Genomic DNA, 18,777 nt, shown 5'->3' on the forward strand with positions numbered 1-18,777 from the left:
CCGTTGCGGCGCTCGCGCTTGGCGGCGTTCATGTGGCGCGCGGTGCGGAAGACCACCTCGTGGCCTTGGGCAGCGAGGTACTCGCCGACGCGCTCAAGGTAGCGCTCGGAACCGCCACCCTGCGGGTGGGTGGAATCGCGCCAACATAAAAGAAGGATTTTCATGACGATGCTTTAGCCTAGTGGGTTATGAAACGCACCCGCGCCTTGGCCACCCTGCGCCGCTCCTGGCGGCTGCTGCGCTCCTTCCGCTTCGAGCAGACAGCACCCGCGATCTTTTATGGCGGTCTGGCTGAGGACACCGCCGCGCTTGTCGACGCCCTCTCCCGCGATCATTCTTTGTCCCTCACCGGCGCGCGCGTGCTCGACGTCGGGGGCGGGCCCGGCTATTTCGCGTCCGCCTTTGCTCAGCGCGGTGCCAGTTATGTGGGGCTGGAGCCGGACGTGGGTGAGATGGCCGCCGCCGGCATCTCAGTGGCCCAGGCCGTGCGCGGCGACGGCACGTGCTTGCCCTTCGCGGATGACACCTTCGACATCACGTATTCCTCCAACGTGGCCGAGCACATCCCCAACCCGTGGGACATGGGCCAGGAAATGCTGCGCGTGACCAAGCCCGGCGGGCTGGTGGTCTTGAGCTACACGGTGTGGCTGGGACCTTTCGGCGGGCACGAGACCGGCCTGTGGGAGCACTACGTGGGCGGCGAGTTCGCCCGGGACCGCTATACCCGCCGCCATGGGCACCCACCGAAGAACGTCTTTGGCTCCTCGCTCTTTGCGCTTTCCGCACGCGAAGGCCTGGACTGGGCGCGCGGCGTGACGTCGCAAGGCTCGCAGCTCCTCGCGGCCTTTCCTCGCTACCACCCTGCCTGGGCCTGGTGGGTGACCAAGGTGCCGGTGCTGCGGGAGCTTGTGACCTCCAACCTGGTCATCGTCCTGCGCGCCTGATGGCTGAGTCAGACTTAGTCGAGGCGCCTGCGCAGAGAAGCCAGCCAGAGCGCCACGCCCACGGCCGCGAAGTACACCAGCGCCCCGTCACGGCCCCAAGGCGGGAATAGCGCCACGTCCTGGCCGGTAGCGAAGACGCCGTTGAGGAAGGGCAGCCAGCCGGTGAGGCGCGCGCCGCCGGGGATGAGCCACAGCGCGTTTTCTACCAAGAGCGCCCAGACCGTCAGCGCCGCGATGCTCAACGCCGGGGAGCGCAGCAGCCGGCCCAGCGCCACACCGTAGCCCACCGCCAACCACGCGTACACCGGGCCGAGAGCCACCATGCGCAGGCCCGCGAAGAAGTTCACCTGCCCATAGAGCACCGGGAAGAACGTGGGCAGGAGCAGCAGGCACAGGCTGACGCTGAGCAGTGTCGCGGCCGCCGCGAGCGCGCCCAGGAAGCACCAGCGGGCCAGCTGATCCAGCCCTGACCACGGCGCCGCCGCACGCAAGGCCCGCGATCCGGCGGTGGCCTGCGCCCACGCCCCCAATGCCGCAAACACGATGCTGCCCAGGTAGATGGGCCAATACGCCGCATTAGTAGTGTCCACGGACTGCGCCTGAAGGATGCCTCCCGCGGACTGGACGTGCTCCGCCACCGCTGCCACCCCGAAGGTCACCGCCAGCGGCAGCGCAAACCCCAGCGGCACGGCGACCCGCACCAGCGGGCCGCGCGCCCCGCCCAGGCGCACAGACTCGGCGCGCAGGCTTATCCGCCAGCGTTGCCACGCCTTCATGCCCGTGCCCCTAGCTCCGGGATCAGCGCCGCCACGGCGGATTCGAGGTCGGGGGCGCCGGTGGAGGCGATGACGTCCTCAAGGGAGCCGTGGGCAAGAGCCGTGCCCTGGCTGAGGATGGTTACCGAGGCGTCGGCAACCTCGGTCGTGGCCTCCACCTCGCGCAGATGATGCGAGGCCACGATCACGCAGCGACCCTCCTCCGCCCACGCGGCAAGCAACTCACGCAGCCACCACACGCCCTGGATATCTAGGCCGTTGAGCGGCTCATCCAGCACAATGTTGCGCGGGTTTCCCGCCAAGACGCTGGCGATCCCCAGGCGCTGGCGCATGCCCAACGAGTAACCTCCGATGGGGCGCCGCGAGGCCTCCTCGAGCCCGACGGCCCGCACCAGCGCCTCCGCCTTTTCCACCGGCGCGCCTGCGAGGGCGCACATCCACTGCAGGTGGCGCAGGCCGGTGTGCTGCGGTGAGAAATCTTCTGCGCTCAAGTAGCTGCCCACGTGGCGCAACGGATAGTCGGTACCGCGCAGCTCCCGCCCGTCCACCAGGACCCTGCCGCCGCGCGGGCGCAAGCTTCCGGAAAGGCAGCCGAGGAGCGTCGACTTTCCGGTGCCGTTAAGCCCCACGACGTAATTGATGCGGCCATCAGCGAAGGTGCAAGAAAGGTCGCGCACAGGCGCGGCTGTGCGGCGCGAGCCATACCAGTGGCTCAGGTTGTCAACGTCAATCACGCCGCCGCCTTAAAACGCGCCCGCGATGGGCAGGCCCACCGCATCGATGCCGTTGCGCAGCGAGTTCGTGGCCAGCTTCCAGCGCCCGTCGAGGTAGCGGAACTCCACCCGCAACGAGAGCGTGGGACGCCCGGCCGAGCTCGCGTTGAGCGTGGCACTCGCGGTGTTCCCCTCCACCGTCAGTGGCCCGCTAATCCGCTTCCAGCCCAGCGGCGGACGGAATATCCCCAGGTTGTAAATGGTTCTCGGCACCACCGTCCCCGGCAGACCAGCCTCGAGGTTGTGTGCCTTGTCCGCATCGGATCCCGGCGTGGCCACGAGCGCGTGCAGGACGCCGTTAAGGTCATCGAGCGTCGGCTCCGGGTTAGTAGCCGCAAAGCTCGCGCTGAAATCCCCACTGGGGTACCAGCCGGTGTTGGGGTCCTCCACCGTCTCATCCACCGCCTGCTCTGGCGCTGGGTCTGCCGCTTGATTCTCCTGCGGTGCCGGTTCCAACGCCACAGCGGGGGCGTCCTGCGCAACGCTTGGCGACGCCGCGGACGCCACCGTTGTTGGTGCCGTTGTTGCCGCAGCCGCCGGCGCTGCGGAGTCGCTGCTCACGGGCACGCTCGGTTCGGCTGGCTGCGTCATCGCGGCACCCTGGGCTGCCGCCTGTTCCCACTTGCCTTGGCTGAGCTGCACGCCGAAACCCAAGACCAGCGCAGCGGCGACGCAACTGCTCACCACAGATACGCCAACCGTGGGCCAGCTGATCCCACGTGGGCGGGCCTCCATCACGCCGTCCGGCACGCCGCCGGCAACGTCACCGCTCTCACCGAAACTCATTGAGCAGCCGCGGCCGGCTTGGTCAGCACCACGCCGATGGCCTGCAGGTTGTCGCTGTATTTGTTGAACACCGAACGCATCGCGAAAACGCGGCGGCGGGCGTCGGGCATGCGCAAGACGTTAAAGGCGATACGCGCCACGCCCAGCACACCCTCGTCCTGCAAGTTGCGCTTGGCGCGCAGCAGCGCCATATCTGCATAGTGGCGCTCAGTCACCTCGAAGCCAGCCTCCCGTGCCACGCCGTCCCATTCCTTTGTGGTCAGCGGGCGGGCGTTGACGCGGATGGACGTGGCCAGCGCGCGGCGGATCTCGAGCTTCTGGGCGTCGTCAAGCGTGTCCGGCTCCAGGCACAGCTCATGGATGACATACCTGCCGCCCGGGCGCAGGATACGGAACGCCTCCGCCATGATCGCGGCCTTCCCCTTCTCGCCGTGCATGGTGAGCATGGCTTCGCCAAAGACGACATCCGTGCTGTTATCCGGCAAACCCGTGGCCTTGGCGTCATTGACCACCACGGTAGCCGAGGAAGCGCCGGCGAGGCTGGCCTTCGTGCGCGCCACGGCATCAGGATCCTCGTCCACACCGGTGTAGCTGCGCGGGCCTTCCGCCACGATCTGGCGGGCAGTGAGCCCGAGTCCAGGGGCCAGCTCCACCACGTCCTTGTTTTTCAGCTCGGCGGCGTCGATTAGCGTGGTGGTCATCTCCAGCCCGCCGGGGCGCAACACCTTCTTTCCCAGGCGGGCGAGGAGCCAGTGTCCACCAACCTCGGAGTCGGGACGATCGTGCATGGGCAAAGAAGAAGTTGTCATACAGCCAGAATATGCGAGACTTTCTCCATTTAAAAGGTTACCCTAACCTTATTGTGGCCAACCTAACATGCCAGAACGCGGCGACGCCCCGCCACCGCTGGGTGGAGGGGCGTCGGAAAGCAGCGGCGCGGAAAGCGGCGTTAGGAGGCAGCCTCAACGCGCTCCTTGAGGGCCTTGAACTGGTCCCACACCTCAGACGGCACGCGGGAGCCCAGGAAGGTCAGGTACTCCTTGTTGTCTTCCATGTCGCCAGCCCAATCAGCCGGGTTCACAGCGAGCGCCTCGCGGACATCCTCGATGTCGAAGTCCAGGCCGGTGAGGTCGATATCCTCCGGGCGGGCGGTGTGGCCCACGACGGTCTCGACGGCGTCGACGTTGCCCTCGATGCGGTCCACGATCCACTTGAGAACGCGGGAGTTCTCGCCGAAGCCCGGCCACAGGAAGCGGCGGTCTTCACCGCGGCGGAACCAGTTCACCAGGAAGATGGCCGGCATACGGTCGCCGCCCTTGTTACCCATGTCGATCCAGTGCTGCAGGTAGTCACCGGCGTTGTAGCCCATGAACGGCAGCATGGCCATCGGGTCGTGGCGCAGGGCGCCGACCTTGCCCTCAGCAGCAGCGGTCTGGCCGGAGGAGAGCAGGGCGCCGATCATGGTGCCGTGGTTCCAGTCGAAGGCCTGGGTCACCAGCGGGACGGTATCCGCGCGGCGGCCACCGAAGAGGATGGCGTCAATCTTGACGCCCTTCCAGTCATCAAACTCCGGAGCAGCAGACGGGCACTGCGTAATCGGCACGCAGTAGCGGGAGTTCGGGTGCGCCGCCTTGGTGGTGGAAGCCGGGGTCCAATCGTTGCCGCGCCAATCGATGAGGTGCTCCGGGGCCTCGCCCATTTCCTCCCACCAGACATCGCCGTCGTCGGTCAGCGCGACGTTGGTGAACAGGGTGTTGCCCGGCTCCATCGTCTTCATGGCAATCGGGTTGGAGTCGTAGTTGGTGCCCGGCGCCACACCGAAGAAGCCGTTCTCCGGGTTGACTGCGTACAGGCCGTCCTCGCGCAGCTTCATCCAGGCGATGTCATCGCCCACAACCTCAGCCTTCCAGCCCGGGATGGTCGGGGCGATCATGGCCAGGTTGGTCTTACCGCAGGCAGACGGGAAGGCGGCCGCGATGTGGTACTTCTTACCCTCCGGGTTGGTGAGCTTGAGGATGAGCATGTGCTCTGCCATCCAGCCCTCTTCCTTCGCCATGACGGAAGCGATACGCAGCGCGTAGCACTTCTTGGCCAGGATGGCATTGCCGCCGTAGCCGGAGCCGTAGGACCAAATCTCCTTGGTCGCCGGGAACTGCGTGATGTACTTCTTCTCGTTGCACGGCCACGCGACATCCTCCTGGCCCGGCTCCAGCGGAGCACCAACGGAGTGCAGGGCGTGGACAAAATCGCCGTTCTCACCAATCTTGTCCAGAGCCTGCTGACCCATGCGGGTCATGATGCGCATGGAGAGCACGACATAAGCGGAATCAGTAAGCTGCACGCCGAGCTTCGGGTCCGGGTCGCTGATGGGGCCCATGCAGAAAGGCACCACATACATGGTGCGGCCCTTCATGGAGCCACGGAAGGCCTCGGTCATCTCTTCCTTCATGGCTGCCGGCGGGGCCCAGTTATTGGTCGGGCCGGCGTCCTCGGCGGTCTCGGTGCAGATGAAGGTGCGGGACTCCACGCGCGCGACATCCGACGGGTTCGAGCGCGCCAGGTAGGAGTTCGGGCGCTTCTCCTCGTTGAGCTTAATCAGGGTGCCCTTCTCCACGAGCTCAGCGGCGAGACGGTCAGCCTCCTCCTGGGAGCCATCTACGAAGACGACCTCTTCCGGCTGGAAGAGCTCGACGCTCTCACTGATCCACGAAATAAGCTTCTCGTTCTTCGTGGGCAGTTCACCTACAAGGCCCTTAATGGTTGCGGTCATCTCACATTCTCCTGTGGTCGGTGTGGCCAGGGTGCTTTATATCGCCGAAGGTTTCCCCTATCGACGTTTCACCAACCAGAGTACGGATACTGGCGATAACAGAATGTGTAATACAGCCCACCCCGGTTATATCCACCCTGGTTAACCCGACTAACCCAAGGACAACGAAGTGTGAAATAGGGCACGCAACCACCAAAGATACCCCCGCACAGGGGTGGATTTTCTTTGGGTTGTCCATCCCGTACGCCCGTCCCGCTACCCCCACGGCGTCCTGTGTGGCCTCCACCTGGACGCCCCTCCGCCCTCCACGGCGCGGCACGTTGCCCCTCACCCCTGCTTAAGGGAACAATGTCAACTGATGAATAGTGCAGACTCCTCCCAGAATCCCGCCGCGCAGATGCCTCATGGCCGCGGCCTCCAGACGGATTTCAACGCCGAGTTCAACAATGATTTGGACTACCCACGCCTCGGCAACGTGACCTTCCGTCGCGGCACCCTCACCGACAACCAGAACGCCCTCTTCGAGGAGCACTGGCCTCAGTTGGGACGCCTGCTTGCCGACGAACCCCTCGACATCCCCGCCTGGTTCAACCGCGAGGGCGCCAGGACCATCGTGGAAATCGGCTCCGGCACCGGAACCTCCACTGCTGCGATGGCCCCGTTGGAAAAGGACACCAACATTGTTGCCGTCGAGCTTTACAAGCCAGGCTTAGCCAAGCTGCTGGGCTCCATTGTCCGCAACGATATTGAGAACATCCGCATGGTCCGCGGCGATGGCATCGAAGTTCTCATGCGTATGTTCGCGCCCGAATCCCTCGACGGCATCCGTATCTTCTTCCCGGACCCGTGGCCCAAGGTCCGCCACCACAAGCGCCGCATCATCCAATCCGGCACCCTCAACCTCTTCGCCTCCCGCCTGAAACCCGGCGGCGTGCTCCACGTGGCCACCGACCATGCCGGCTACGCCGAGTGGATTAACGAGCTCGTTGAGGTCGAGCCCTCCCTCGACTACAAGGGCTGGCCCTGGCCGGAGTGCCCCATCCTCACTGACCGCCAGGTCATCACCAAGTTTGAGGGCAAAGGCCTGGATAAGGAACACGTCATCACCGAGTACCTGTGGGAGAAGAAGTAATGGCCGGCACCTATCTTCTGGTGTGGGATGCACCCAACATGGACATGGGGCTCGGCGCCATCTTGGGCGGGCGACCCACCTCCGCACACCGCCCGCGTTTTGATGCGATTGGCCGCTGGCTGGTGGAGCTGGCCTTCGACAACGACGCCACCCCCGAAGCCGCCGTCTTCACCAACGTCACTCCCGGCGGCGCCGACGTCATCCGCCCATGGGTGGAAGCCATCCGCAACGTCGGCTTCGCCGTCTTTGCCAAGCCAAAGCTGCACGAGGACGATGACGTCGACCCCGACATGGTCGAATACATCAAGGCCAACCGCGAGAACCTCTCCGGTGTCATCGTCGCCTCAGCCGACGGCCAGAACTTCCAGCACCTGCTGGAACAGCTCTCTGCTTCCGGCCTGCCCACCTGCGTCCTCGGCTTCCACGAGCACGCCTCCTGGGCTGTGACCCATCCGGAGATTGAGTTCGTCGACCTCGAAGACATCGAGGGTGTCTTCCGCGAACCGCTGCCACGCGTTAACCTGGACAATCTGCCACCAGGCGGCGCCTGGCTGCAGCCTTTCCGCCCGCTGTCCGCGCTGCTTCCGGAGTGCGCGCCCGAGCACAGTTAGGAGCCGCATGTTTTATTCCTGGGGCCGTTTTTCCTATGCCCACCGCAAGGTCATCCCGCTCATCATCGTCGGGCTCATCCTCGGCCTCTTCTTCGGCTTCGGCACCCGCCTCGAGGAGCGCATGAGTCAGGAGGGCTGGGAGGACCCGGGGGCGGCGTCGACAAGCGCGGCACAGATCGAGCTGGAGACCTTCGGCCGTGACAATTCCGGCGACGTCATCCTGCTTTTCGACGACCCCGATGCCCACGCCGCCGAGGCTAAGGCCTTTCTGGATGACCTCAAGGCTCAGCATCCGGAACAGATTGACTCTGTCACCAGCTACTTCGATAAGCGCAACCCGAACCTCATCACGCAGGACCACTCCACGGCCTTCGCCGCCATCGGGCTGAAAGGCGACGGCGAGCAGACCCTCAAGGACTTCCGCGCCATTGAGGATTCCCTGCACTCCAGTGGGCTACCCGTGCAGGTCGCGGGCGCCACCGCAGTGGCCGATGCACTGGACGAGGGCATGGCCGAGGACATCTCCCGCGCGGAGAAGGCCGCTCTGCCGCTCGTCGGGCTGCTGCTGTTGATTGTCTTCGGCTCCGTCGTTGCGGCCTTCATGCCGCTCGTGGTGGGCGGGCTGTCCATCCTAGGTTCCTTGGGTATCCTTTCCATCCTGGCCGGCTTCCTGCAGGTCAACGTGTTTGCGCAGGCCGTCGTGACGCTGCTGGGCCTGGGCCTGGCCATCGACTATGGCCTGTTCATGGTTTCGCGCTTCCGCGAGGAGCTGGACAAGGGCCGCGATACCAAGGAGGCCGTGGCGATCACCACCGCCACCGCCGGCCAGACTGTGGTCTTCTCCGCCGCCATGGTGGCCGTGTCCCTCTCCGGGCTTTTCCTCTTCCCACAGGCCTTCCTCAAATCCGTGGCCTACGGCTCCATCTCCGCCGTCGGCCTCGCTGCTCTGCTCTCGGTGATGGTGCTGCCCTCGCTGTTTGGCATGCTGGGTCACAACATCGATAAGTGGACCGTGCGCAAGACCTCACGCCGCGGCCGCCGCATCGAGGACACGTGGTGGTACCGGATGCCGCGCTGGGCCATGGGCCGCGCGGGTCTGATGACCACCGCTATCTGCGCGCTGCTCATCGCGCTGACCCTGCCGGTGCTGGGCGTGAAATTCGGCGGCATCAACGAGACCTACCTGCCGCCCAACCAGGATGCGCGCGTGGCGCAGGACCAGTTCAACGAGCAGTTCCCTTCCTTCCGTACCGAACCGGTCAAGCTGGTGGTGAAGAACGCGACGAACGAGCAACTTGTTGACGTCGTCATGCAAGCCCGCTCCATCCAGGGGCTGACCGAGCCGATGGGCCCGAAGACCGCGACTGTCGACGGCACCACCGTCCTCGGCGCCGGCATCCAAGACCGTGAGGATTACGGGCGCATCGTCCACGAGCTCGAAAACATCGAGGCGCCGGAAGGCGTGGAGCTTTATGTCGGCGGCACCCCAGCCATGGAGGTCGAATCCCTCGACGCGCTCTTCGACACGCTGCCCTGGATGGCGCTCTACGTGGTGCTGGCCACCTTCATCCTCATGGCGCTGGTCTTCGGCAGCTTCATCCTGCCGCTCAAGGCCATCATCATGACGCTATTGTCGCTGGGTGCCACACTGGGCATCTTGACGCTCATGTTCGTCGACGGCCTGGGCTCTGGCCTGCTCAACTTCACCGCCGGCCCGCTCATGAGCCCGATTCTGGTGCTCATCATCGCCATCGTCTTTGGCCTGTCCACGGACTACGAAGTCTTTCTGGTTTCGCGCATGGTGGAGGCCCGCCGCCGCGGTGCTTCCACGGACGAGGCCATCGCTGCGGGCACCGCGCACACCGGTGGCATCATCACGGCGGCCGCGCTCATCATGATCGTGGTCGCAGGTGCCTTCGGTTTCTCCGACATCGTGATGATGAAGTACATCGCCTTCGGCATGATTTTTGCACTGCTTATCGACGCCACCATCGTCCGCATGCTCCTCGTCCCCGCCGTCATGCACCTGCTGCGCGAGGACAACTGGTGGGCCCCGCGCTTCCTCACCCGCCTAACCCATCGCCTCGGCGGCGACAACGCCCCGGCTGCCGAGCCGGCCCTGGCCACCGCATCCGCTGCTGCACCGGCGCCCACCACCCCAGCGCTGAGCGATGAAGAGGCCGCGCCTACCGAGCAGGCAGGCACACCGGAGGATCCTGAGGTGCGGACGGAGGAGGCGTCGGCAAGCGAAGCTCCTGTACGCGGGGACCGCAGCGCCGACACGCACGACGAGCTCATCCCCTTCTCCGAGCTGGTGCAGCGCCTGAAGTCCACGGACGGTCGATGAATAAGAAGAACTGGCTGACCTGGATAATCTCCCTGCTGATTCTGGCCGCGCTGGCGTGGTTCTTCCGCGACCAGCTGGACTTCATCTCCGAGGGATTGCGCCGCCTGCGCCACGCCGAACCATTCCCCGTGGTGCTGGTGGTGTTCTTCGCGCTGCTGTCCATCGCGGGCATGGCGGAAGTGATGAAGCGGCTCATCGGTGCGGGCGGCGTTGAGGTCCCGCTGCGCGAGACCTACGCCATTACGCTCGCCTCGAATGCGTGGTCCACGACTCTGCCGGCGGGCCCTGCTTTTTCGGCCGTGCTCACCTTCCAGGTGCAGCGCCGCTGGGGCGCGTCGGTGGCGCTGTGCAGCTACTTCCTGTTTTTATCCTCGATTATTAGCTCGATGTTCCTCGCGCTCATTGGGCTCGGCGGAGTGTTTTTCCTCAACGCCGACATGGCTTTGGGCTCGTTGATCACAACTATTGTCCTCATGCTCGCGGCGCTCGGCGGCATCTTCTGGCTGACCTCGCACCCGGTGACCCTCGAGGGCTGGCTGCGCAAGCTACGGCCCGGCCCGAAGCGGGACCGCGCCATCCAGGAGGTCCGCAACCTGGGAGAGGTCCACCTGTCGCGCGGCCCCTTTGCCGTGGTTGCCGGGGCCTCCCTTGTGCACCGCCTGGCCGATATGGCCGCCCTGTGGGCTTCGGTGTGGGCGGTAACCGGCGAGATTCCGTGGCTGCGTGCCGGCGCCGATCACACCACCCTGGCGGGCGTCGCACTGGCCTTCCTGGCGGCGAAGCTGGCTGGCTCCGCGCAGGTCACCCCGGGTGGCGTGGGTACGGTGGAGGCCGCGCTCATCGCCCCGCTGGTGGCGACGGGCCTCACCGCGGTGCATGCCACCTCCGCGGCCATCATCTACCGGCTTATTTCCTTTGCGCTGATCACTATCATTGGATGGGTCATCTACTTCGCCCACTACGCCCGCGATGGTTTCTCTTACGCGGCGTTGAACCGGAAGGAATCCTAAATGCGCGTTGCCCCGCTTATCGACGTCATCTCGCTCGTCCTCTTCGCCATCCTCGCCCGCCTGGCGCACGGCGGCCTGAGCTTTAGCTCGTGGGTTGATGCCTTCTGGCCGTGGACCGTGGGCGCGCTCGTGGGCTGGGTCATCATCATGGCAGCGAAGCTGAGCGGCCTGTGGCGGGAGGGCGTCGTCGTGTGGCTGAGTGCCATTATTGGCGGCATGGCTCTGTGGATGCTGGTCAATGGCCGGCTGCCGCACTGGTCCTTCCTCATCGTGGCCACCGTGATGTCGGCGCTGTTCTTCTTTGGCTGGCGAGCCATCGCGGCCTTTGCGTCCCGCTCGCGTGCCTAGAACTTCACCAAGTTTTCCATGGCCTGCTACCTGTCGGCCTCACACACCTGGATCCAGCCTTGTGCGGCCTTGCGAGTGGCTGTTTGAGCTGGGTTTTTAGCGCTCCGGTTGCGGGGGTGTGCGGCCCGGTTTAGTGTGTGGGGCATGAAGTTGGGGGACTTACTCGGGGTACTCGCTCGCGGCATGCACGTCGTTTCTTTGTGCGCGGGCCACACACGCGATGACATGCTCGCGCTGGGTGCGACGCCGCGCGTAGCGCGGCAGCTCGAAGGCCTGCACCGGATCTATTTCGGGCAGACCGCCTACAGCGCCAAGCAGCGCCGCGCGCGTAAAACTGAACACGCACTGGATACGCTGGTGCAGATTGAGCGCCATGTCGCGCGAGTCAAGGACTCGCGCAAGGCGTGGGACCTGCGCGTGGAGCTGTGCGAGACTCCGGCGGGTGAGATCGCGGGCGTGGCGAAGCGGCGCCTCGCGGAGCTCAGGCCTGAGCCCAGCCCCGGAGTGCGGGTGCTGCGCCGAAAAGGCGGCATGCACAGCCTCATCATCACGGATCGCCCGCGGGCTATTGCGAATCTGGTGGGCACGCTCAAGGCCACCTCCGCGGACCTGCTGAAGGCGGTCCACGAAGTCTTTGCAGGAGGCGGCGCGCCCACACCTGTCCTGCATGCGCACGTTCTTGTGCGCCTAGATCAGCTCGACACGATCGTGCGCGGTGAGGGTGACGACATCATTCTGCAGGCAACCGACGGCGGCACCATGACCGGCGCAGAGTTTATCCGCACGCAGTTTGCCGAGCGCGGCTTCGTCTCGCTCTTCCACCCCGTCGAAGGACCCGTCAATCTCTATTACGGCAGCCGCTTCGCCAACGACAAACAGCGCCTCCTGCTCAGCGCGGAGCATCCGACGTGCGCCTGGCTCGGGTGCAATAAACCGGCCGCGGAATGCCAGATGCACCACATCAGACGGTGGCAAGATGGCGGGCCAACCAACATCAACAACCTCGTCCCGCTGTGTAAGTACCACAACGCGATCAATGATGATGACCCCGCCCGACCCACCTATCGCGGGCACATCGACCGCATCGAGGGGCGGATGGCGTGGCTGCCACCCGGCGGTGGGCCACCAGTACTGATACCCAGCCCCGTCTGGGCTGACCTGCGGTAGGAATTCCCGCACTCCCTGAGTCGCACCGCGGCCTTGGGGCTCTTCGGCGATCCCGCATTCAGAGTTTTAGCGCACCGCGCCTTCTCAAGGCGCGTTGACTCCCTCGGCCACGCAAGCCAGGGCATGAAGAAACCCTCCCCGCTTTTGAGCCGCTCACGTTGGACTGAGCAATCAGTCCAGTGGGGAGCCGCACGTGTGGCGGAGAGGGGTGCGCGCGAACGCTACTTCGAGCTCAGGGACGAGCCAGAAATGGTCACGCCGACGCGGTTGAGCAGCATGATAACGAGGTTGATAACGTCGCCGCTGAGGTCAAGAACGCTAGACAGCATTGAAGTGCTCCTTTGATTGAATTCCTAGTCCTTAAACTTATCGGATAGAACGGGCCCGCACGTTACGCCGAGACACAAAATTCAGCGCGATCCGCAGGCCTTCTTCAGCTTCTATCCTGACTCAGACGACGCTAGAGCGGGGAGATGGTGTGCTTCTTGGGCAGGTCCTTCTCCTGCTTATCGGCAAGCTGGCGCAGCGCGCGGCGCAGGGCCAAGCGCGACTCAGAAGGCTTAATCATGCCGTCGAGGTAGCCACGCTCCGCAGCGACATAGGGCGCGGTCATGGTCTCGTCGTAGAAGTCCATGAACATCTTCTTCGTCATGGCGCGCTGCTCCGGGGTCTCAGCGGCCTCGAGCTGCTTGCCCGCAATCATGACCACGGCGGCGGCCGAACCCATCACGGCAATCTGGGCCGTCGGCCACGCCAGGTTGATATCACCGGTCAGGTTCTTCGAGCCCATCACGGCATACGCGCCACCATAAGCCTTGCGCACAATCAGCGAGACCTTCGGCACGGTAGCCTCCACCACAGCAAAAGCGAACTTCGCACCGCGGTGAATCAGACCGGCCTTCTCCTGGTCCACGCCCGGCAGGTAGCCCGGCGTATCCACCACGAAGACCAGCGGGATGTTGTAGGCATCGCAGATACGGATAAAGCGCGCGCCCTTATCGGCGGCATCCGCATCGATACAGCCCGCCGAATGCATCGGGTTATTCGCCACAAAACCCACGGCCTTGCCGTCAATACGCCCAAAGGCAGTGATGACGTTGGGGGCGTAGTTCTCCTGGATTTCGATGAGATCGTCGTCGTCGCCAAGCTGCGTCAGCAGGTCCATCATGTCGTAGCCGGCATTCGTGTCATCCGGCATGAAGGAATCCAGCTCAGTGTCTTCAGCCACCTCGTCATCAGTAGGCGCATCGAAAACCGGGGACTCGTCGAAGCAGGTCAGCGGCAGGTGATCCAGCAAATCGCGCACCAAGTCAAAGGCCTCATCCTCCGAGGGCACCACAACAGACACGTTGCCGTTGAGCTCCTGCTGGCGCGCAGAGCCGAGGTCATGGGAAGAGATCTCCTCGCCTGTGACTTCCTTGATCACGTTCGGACCCGTCACGTACATCTCCGCCTCACCATCGACGGCGATGATGAAGTCCGTGGTCACCGGCGCATACACCGCGCCACCGGCGGACTTGCCCATCATGATGGAAATCTGCGGGCTGCGGCCGGACAGCGGCAGCTGGCGGCGGGCAATCTCGGAGTACATGGCCAAAGACGTCACCGCGTCCTGAATGCGCGCACCGCCGGAATCCTGAATACCGATAACTGGGCAACCAATCTTGATGGCCAGGTCCATGATGTCGGTGACCTTCTTGCCAAAGGTCACGCCCACGGAACCGCCATAGACGGTCTTATCGTGTGCGTAGATGCACACCGGGCGGCCGTTGATGCGGCCGTGACCGGTGACCACGCCGTCGGAGTAAATCGCATCCGGGTCGCCGGGGGTCTTGCCCAGGGCACCCGTTTCGACGAAAGAGCCTTCGTCGAGAAGCGCGGCGATGCGTTGGCGCGGAGTCGAGCGCCCTGCCTCGTCGCGACGCGCCCGGGAGCGTTCACTGCCGGGGTCCTGGGCGCGCTCGAGGCGCTCGCGTAGGTCCGCCAGCTTGTCAGCGGTGCTAGTCACTTCCGAATCTTCTCCTCGATCCATTCCTCCATATGCTTGCCCACGATACCGATTGCCGGCTCGTCGGGAACCGCCAGGTGGTCCCCCGGCAGCTGCACAATCTCCAGATCCTTCACGATAACGCCCCAGCCACCGTCCGGGTTAACTTCGGCGTAGGCCGGCTCGAGCTCGATGGCGCCGTCATGCATGCGCTCGGAGCGGAAGAGGATGACGGGCACGCTTACCGACGCCCACCTTCCCATATCCAGCGAGCCCAGAATCTGGTTGTCTACGAAGGACGCGCGCTGGTGCTCCAGCACACCCGCGGACAGCCCGTGCTCGGAGGCGTCGGTGGAGCTGAGGAATTCCGCGAGCATGGCCATGAGCGCATCCTCGCCCACGGTTTCCAGCATCTCGTAGGGCGGCTCGAAGTCGAGGCCGTAAGTCTTCTTGGCGAAGGCGGCATAGCGGCCCCAACGAGCCTTGGTTTCCTCCAACGTCTTCGGGGCCGGATGCGCCGGCTGGGTGGTATCCAGCAGCGCGATGAAGGCTACCTCGGCGGAGTCCTCACCGCGGGCGGCGCGCTCCTGCAGCTGGTAGGCCACCTCATAGGCCAACGCACCGCCGAAGGACCAGCCGCCAAGCACGACCTTGCGCCCGCGCGCGTAGTGCAGGATGTCCTCGATATAGGCGGCGGCGCGATCCTCCAAGTTGCCCTCGATGCGCTCCACGCCGTAGACGGCGACGTCGGCAGGCAAGCGGCGGGTCAGCGGCTGGTAGACCACGGTGGTGCCGCCGGCCGGGTGGAACATGAAGACGGCCGGACCATCGGCCTCGCGCAGCACGCGGATATTGCCTTCGACCTCGGTCTCCAGGCCCTCGCGGACCAGATCCGCCAGGTTCTCCAGGGCCTCGGCCTCCTGAACCTGCTGCGCGGTGACCTCGATGCCGGCGCGCTCGGTGAGGCGCTCGGCAATCTTTGCGGCGACCTCATCGCTGACCTGCGGCAGCGCGGAGGTCACTCCGGCCGCGGCCTTACCCGTGAAGGTGGCCCAGGTGCCGAAGACCATGCGCTCGGAGGCATCGCGCGGCGCCACGCCCACGCCTTCGCCGCCCTTCGCGCTCACATCAGACGAGTCTTCAGTGGAGTTGCCTTCCGTGGTGAGCGTGGAAGGTGCCTCGGCGCTTGCGGCATCGGCGGCCGCGTCGGACGGCGCCTGCGCGGAAGCACCGGGCTGTTCGGACACGGCTTCCTCGACCATGGTGATGACGTCGGCGAGGGAGGCGTCGCGAAGCGCCTGCACCTGCAGCGGCGGAATCTGGAAGTCATTCTCCACGCGGTTCTTGATGCGCATGCCCATGAGCGAATCCAGACCCAGGTCAATAAGCGGCAGCTCGCGCGGGAGATCGGAGACGTCGTAGCCCATGGACTCCGACACGATGAGCGCCAAGCGCTCCTCCACGCTCTCCTTCTCCGGGTCCCAGCGCACGGCATCGGCGCCCACATCGGGGTCAGCGAACTGCGGCGCAGTCACCGCCTGCGGCAGGCTCGGCTCCGGGGCCGCAGCGGGTTCGGCAAGGTTGAGCGTCGACGCAAAACCTTCCGCGATGAGCTTGGTCGTCGCACCATCCACGTAGTGCACCGCCAACGACAGCCCGCCCAGCGTGCGGCGAACAATCGTGGTGACCTCGCCCTTCGCGGGCAGGTCGAGGTGCTCCTCGCTCGCCGCGATGTGGGCGCCCGGGGTCACGGCCTCGGCGGCAGCCTCCAGGATGGCCAGCGCGCTCGGCGCCTGGTCGGCGTTCGTGGAGAACGCCACCGCGCCCTCCGGCAGTGTCACGCGCGCTCCCGGCAGGCCGGATACACCCGACGAGGGACGAGCGTTGGTCCAGAAACGCTGGCGGCGGAAGCGGGTATGCGGGGCGGCGACAAGCGCGCCGGAGCCGAAGACCTTGGTGTAGTCCACCGGAGTACCCGTGACGTAGAGCTTGCCCAACAGGTCCAGCAGCGACTCGGTGGGATCCACCTTGCGCTTCAGGCTGTAAAGCAGCTGCGCATCCGCCTTGCCCGCGGCAAAGGCGGTGGACATCAGGCCCATGAGCGCAATCGGGTTCGGGGAGATCTCCACGATCTGCGTGTGCCCAGCCGCAAACGCCGCCTCCGTCGCGTCCTGCAGGTAGACGGGCTTGCGGGTCATGCGGATCCAGTAATCCTCATCGTGCAACACCGCACCCGGACGGTAGACCTTGCCGCGGTCGACAGAGGAGAAGAGCGTCGTATGCAGCGGAGCAGCTTCCATGCCGGCGATTTCCGCATAGAGTTCACCCAACAGCGGATCCACAGCGGAGGTGTGGCCGGCTCCCTTCACGTTGAGCGCGCGGGCGAACTTGCCCTCGCCGTCGAGTTTCTCCACCAGCGCGAGGACCTCCTCGCGCGGACCGCCCACGGTGGTCATGCCCGGGCCAGTGTAGACGGCGGGCTCGATAGAGCCTGGCAGGGCGTCGATCTCCTCGGCGGAGAGCTCGACGACGGCCATGGCACCCTGTTGGTCCTCCGGCAGCGAAGCCTCGCCCTCACCCATGAGGCGCGCGCGGTGGCAGGCGATGAGCATGGCGTCGGCCGCCGTGATGCCGCCCGCGGCGTAGGCCGCGCCGATCTCACCCATGGACATGCCGATAACGCCGGTTGGGCGCACGCCGAAGGTGGCCAGCAGGTCCGTCAGCGCGATCTGGATGGCGGTGATGGCCACCTGCGCAGTTTCGGTGTTATAGGTCTGCTCGTCATCACGCACCAACTCCAGGATGGACCAGCCGGATTCGCGCTGCACGATGGCGTCGAGCTCCTCCAAGCGCGCGAGGAACTGCGGCGAAAGGGCAATCATGTCCTTGGCCATCTTGCGGTGCTGGGAGCCGAAACCGGAGTACATGAACACCGGGCCGTGCACCGTCGGGGAATCCGCCGCGGCGATGCCGACGGAGACGGTCCCCTCGGACACCTGACGCAGGCGCTTGACTGCTTCTTCGCTTGACGACGCCGTTACTACCGCACGCGAACGCCCATGGTTACGGCGCGCGAGGGTGCGGGCCAGGGAGAGCAGGTTCGGGTTCTCAGCTTCGATGTAGTCCGCTAAGTCGGCTGCGGCTGCGGCGCGGCGCGAGGGCAGCAGGCCGGAAACGGGCAGGGCCACCGGGTGGCCTTCGCCGATGGCGACCTGCGGGGCGTCCTGGTGGGTCAGCCCGCGGTAGTCGGTCAGCACCACGTGGGCGTTGGTGCCGCCAAAGCCGAAGCCGGAGACACCAGCGATTTTCTGGCCGGAGTACTCGGGCCACTCGCGCGGGTCTTCGACGACTTCGAGGTGCTCGGCGTCGAAGTCGATATAGCGGTTGGGGCCCGCGTAGTTGATGTTTGGCGGGATAACGCCGTGGCGCATGCCCTCGATGACCTTGATGAGGCCCACCACGCCGGCCGCGGACTCGGAGTGGCCGATGTTGGTCTTGGCGGAGCCCAGCAGGGTCGGGTTATACGGTTGGCGGCCCGGGCCCAGCACGCGCCCCAACGCGGTGGCCTCGATGGGGTCACCGAGGATGGTGCCGGTGCCGTGGGCCTCGACGTAGTCGACGTCCTGCGGGCGGATGCCGGCGTCGGCGTAAGCGCGCTCGAGGACGTCGACCTGCGCGTCTGGGTTGGGGGCGGTCAGGCCGTTGGAGTGGCCGTCGGAGTTGACTGCGGAGCCCTTGATGACGGCGTGGATGGTGTCGCCGTCGCGTTCAGCGTCTTCGAGGCGCTTGAGCACGAGCACACCGGCAGCGTCCGCGCGGACGATACCGTCGGCGTCGTCGGAGAAGGCGTGGATGGCGCTGGTGGGCGAGGTGACACCCAGTTCGCTGAAGCCGATGGAGGCGTGCGGCGAGGCCAGGATGTTCACGCCGCCGGCGAGAGCCGTATCAGCTGCGCCCACGCGCAGGTCCTTGACCGCCTGGTTGACCGCCACGAGGGAAGCCGAGCAGGCGGTGTCCACGTTGAGGGAAGGCCCGCGCAGATCGAAGGCATAGGACAGGCGGTTGGCCACGATCGCCGAGGACGTACCCATCATGGCATAAGGGTGCATCTCGGCGGGGTCGGCGG

Annotated in this window: 14 protein-coding genes and 1 pseudogene; 7 read left to right on the plus strand and 8 right to left on the minus strand. The window is 65.4% G+C overall.

The features are described 5' to 3' along the window. Positions 1–164: pseudogene (locus HMPREF2993_RS13935) on the minus strand (glycosyltransferase family 1 protein); the annotation flags it as partial. 24 nt (positions 165–188) lie between these two features. On the opposite strand from HMPREF2993_RS13935, the gene HMPREF2993_RS12750 reads away from it, so the two are divergent. Continuing rightward, positions 189–944, plus strand: coding sequence for a class I SAM-dependent methyltransferase (locus tag HMPREF2993_RS12750; RefSeq protein ID WP_049156958.1), 756 nt, complete (start codon positions 189–191; stop codon positions 942–944). Between the two features lie 14 nt (positions 945–958). Here the strand turns inward: HMPREF2993_RS12750 and HMPREF2993_RS12755 are convergent, their stop codons facing one another. From HMPREF2993_RS12755 to HMPREF2993_RS12775, 5 genes are all read right to left on the minus strand, one after another. Then, positions 959–1,720 carry a hypothetical protein gene (locus tag HMPREF2993_RS12755; RefSeq protein WP_049156979.1) on the minus strand — a complete coding sequence of 254 codons (762 nt, stop codon included), beginning with the start codon at positions 1,718–1,720 and terminating at the stop codon, positions 959–961. Continuing rightward, the gene (locus HMPREF2993_RS12760) at positions 1,717–2,454 is read right to left on the minus strand and encodes an ABC transporter ATP-binding protein (protein ID WP_049156956.1); all 738 of its coding nucleotides are present in this window, start codon (positions 2,452–2,454) and stop codon (positions 1,717–1,719) included. Before HMPREF2993_RS12760 ends, HMPREF2993_RS12755 begins: the two co-directional genes overlap by 4 nt. A 9-nt stretch (positions 2,455–2,463) precedes the next feature. Further along, on the minus strand, positions 2,464–3,279 hold the full coding sequence (locus tag HMPREF2993_RS12765; protein ID WP_070702711.1) for an MTB12 C-terminal domain-containing protein: 816 nt from the start codon (positions 3,277–3,279) through the stop codon (positions 2,464–2,466). Continuing rightward, a complete protein-coding gene (locus HMPREF2993_RS12770) occupies positions 3,276–4,088 on the minus strand; it encodes a class I SAM-dependent methyltransferase (protein WP_049156954.1) in 813 nt (270 codons plus the stop codon). Before HMPREF2993_RS12770 ends, HMPREF2993_RS12765 begins: the two co-directional genes overlap by 4 nt. A 140-nt stretch (positions 4,089–4,228) precedes the next feature. Further along, positions 4,229–6,049, minus strand: coding sequence for a phosphoenolpyruvate carboxykinase (GTP) (locus tag HMPREF2993_RS12775; RefSeq protein WP_070517719.1), 1,821 nt, complete (start codon positions 6,047–6,049; stop codon positions 4,229–4,231). Between the two features lie 358 nt (positions 6,050–6,407). Here HMPREF2993_RS12775 and trmB point away from each other — a divergent pair, with 358 nt between their 5' ends. From trmB to HMPREF2993_RS12805, 6 genes are all read left to right on the plus strand, one after another. Continuing rightward, entirely contained in the window at positions 6,408–7,181 is a 774-nt protein-coding gene (gene trmB / locus HMPREF2993_RS12780) for a tRNA (guanosine(46)-N7)-methyltransferase TrmB (RefSeq protein WP_070517720.1), read from the plus strand. Further along, a complete protein-coding gene (locus HMPREF2993_RS12785; RefSeq protein WP_070517721.1) occupies positions 7,181–7,792 on the plus strand; it encodes an NYN domain-containing protein in 612 nt (203 codons plus the stop codon). The genes trmB and HMPREF2993_RS12785 overlap by 1 nt, the downstream gene beginning before the upstream one ends. Before the next feature lie 7 nt (positions 7,793–7,799). Further along, complete coding sequence (locus HMPREF2993_RS12790) at positions 7,800–10,139, plus strand: MMPL family transporter (RefSeq protein WP_070702713.1); 2,340 nt, start codon at positions 7,800–7,802, stop codon at positions 10,137–10,139. After that, positions 10,136–11,149, plus strand: a complete 1,014-nt coding sequence (locus HMPREF2993_RS12795) for a lysylphosphatidylglycerol synthase transmembrane domain-containing protein (RefSeq protein ID WP_070702715.1) — start codon at positions 10,136–10,138, stop codon at positions 11,147–11,149. The genes HMPREF2993_RS12790 and HMPREF2993_RS12795 overlap by 4 nt, the downstream gene beginning before the upstream one ends. Then, positions 11,150–11,497 carry a DUF3054 domain-containing protein gene (locus HMPREF2993_RS12800; protein ID WP_070510938.1) on the plus strand — a complete coding sequence of 116 codons (348 nt, stop codon included), beginning with the start codon at positions 11,150–11,152 and terminating at the stop codon, positions 11,495–11,497. Between the two features lie 144 nt (positions 11,498–11,641). After that, entirely contained in the window at positions 11,642–12,664 is a 1,023-nt protein-coding gene (locus HMPREF2993_RS12805; protein ID WP_070510936.1) for an HNH endonuclease signature motif containing protein, read from the plus strand. Between the two features lie 460 nt (positions 12,665–13,124). On the opposite strand, the gene HMPREF2993_RS12810 is transcribed toward HMPREF2993_RS12805, so the two are convergent. Then, a complete protein-coding gene (locus tag HMPREF2993_RS12810; protein WP_371325915.1) occupies positions 13,125–14,672 on the minus strand; it encodes an acyl-CoA carboxylase subunit beta in 1,548 nt (515 codons plus the stop codon). Beyond that, on the minus strand, positions 14,669–18,777 hold a 4,109-nt coding region (locus tag HMPREF2993_RS12815), incomplete at its 5' end, for a type I polyketide synthase (protein WP_070702716.1). The genes HMPREF2993_RS12810 and HMPREF2993_RS12815, both read right to left, overlap by 4 nt.

Source organism: Corynebacterium sp. HMSC068G04 (assembly GCF_001814885.1).
GTDB classification, from domain to species: domain Bacteria; phylum Actinomycetota; class Actinomycetes; order Mycobacteriales; family Mycobacteriaceae; genus Corynebacterium; species Corynebacterium hiratae.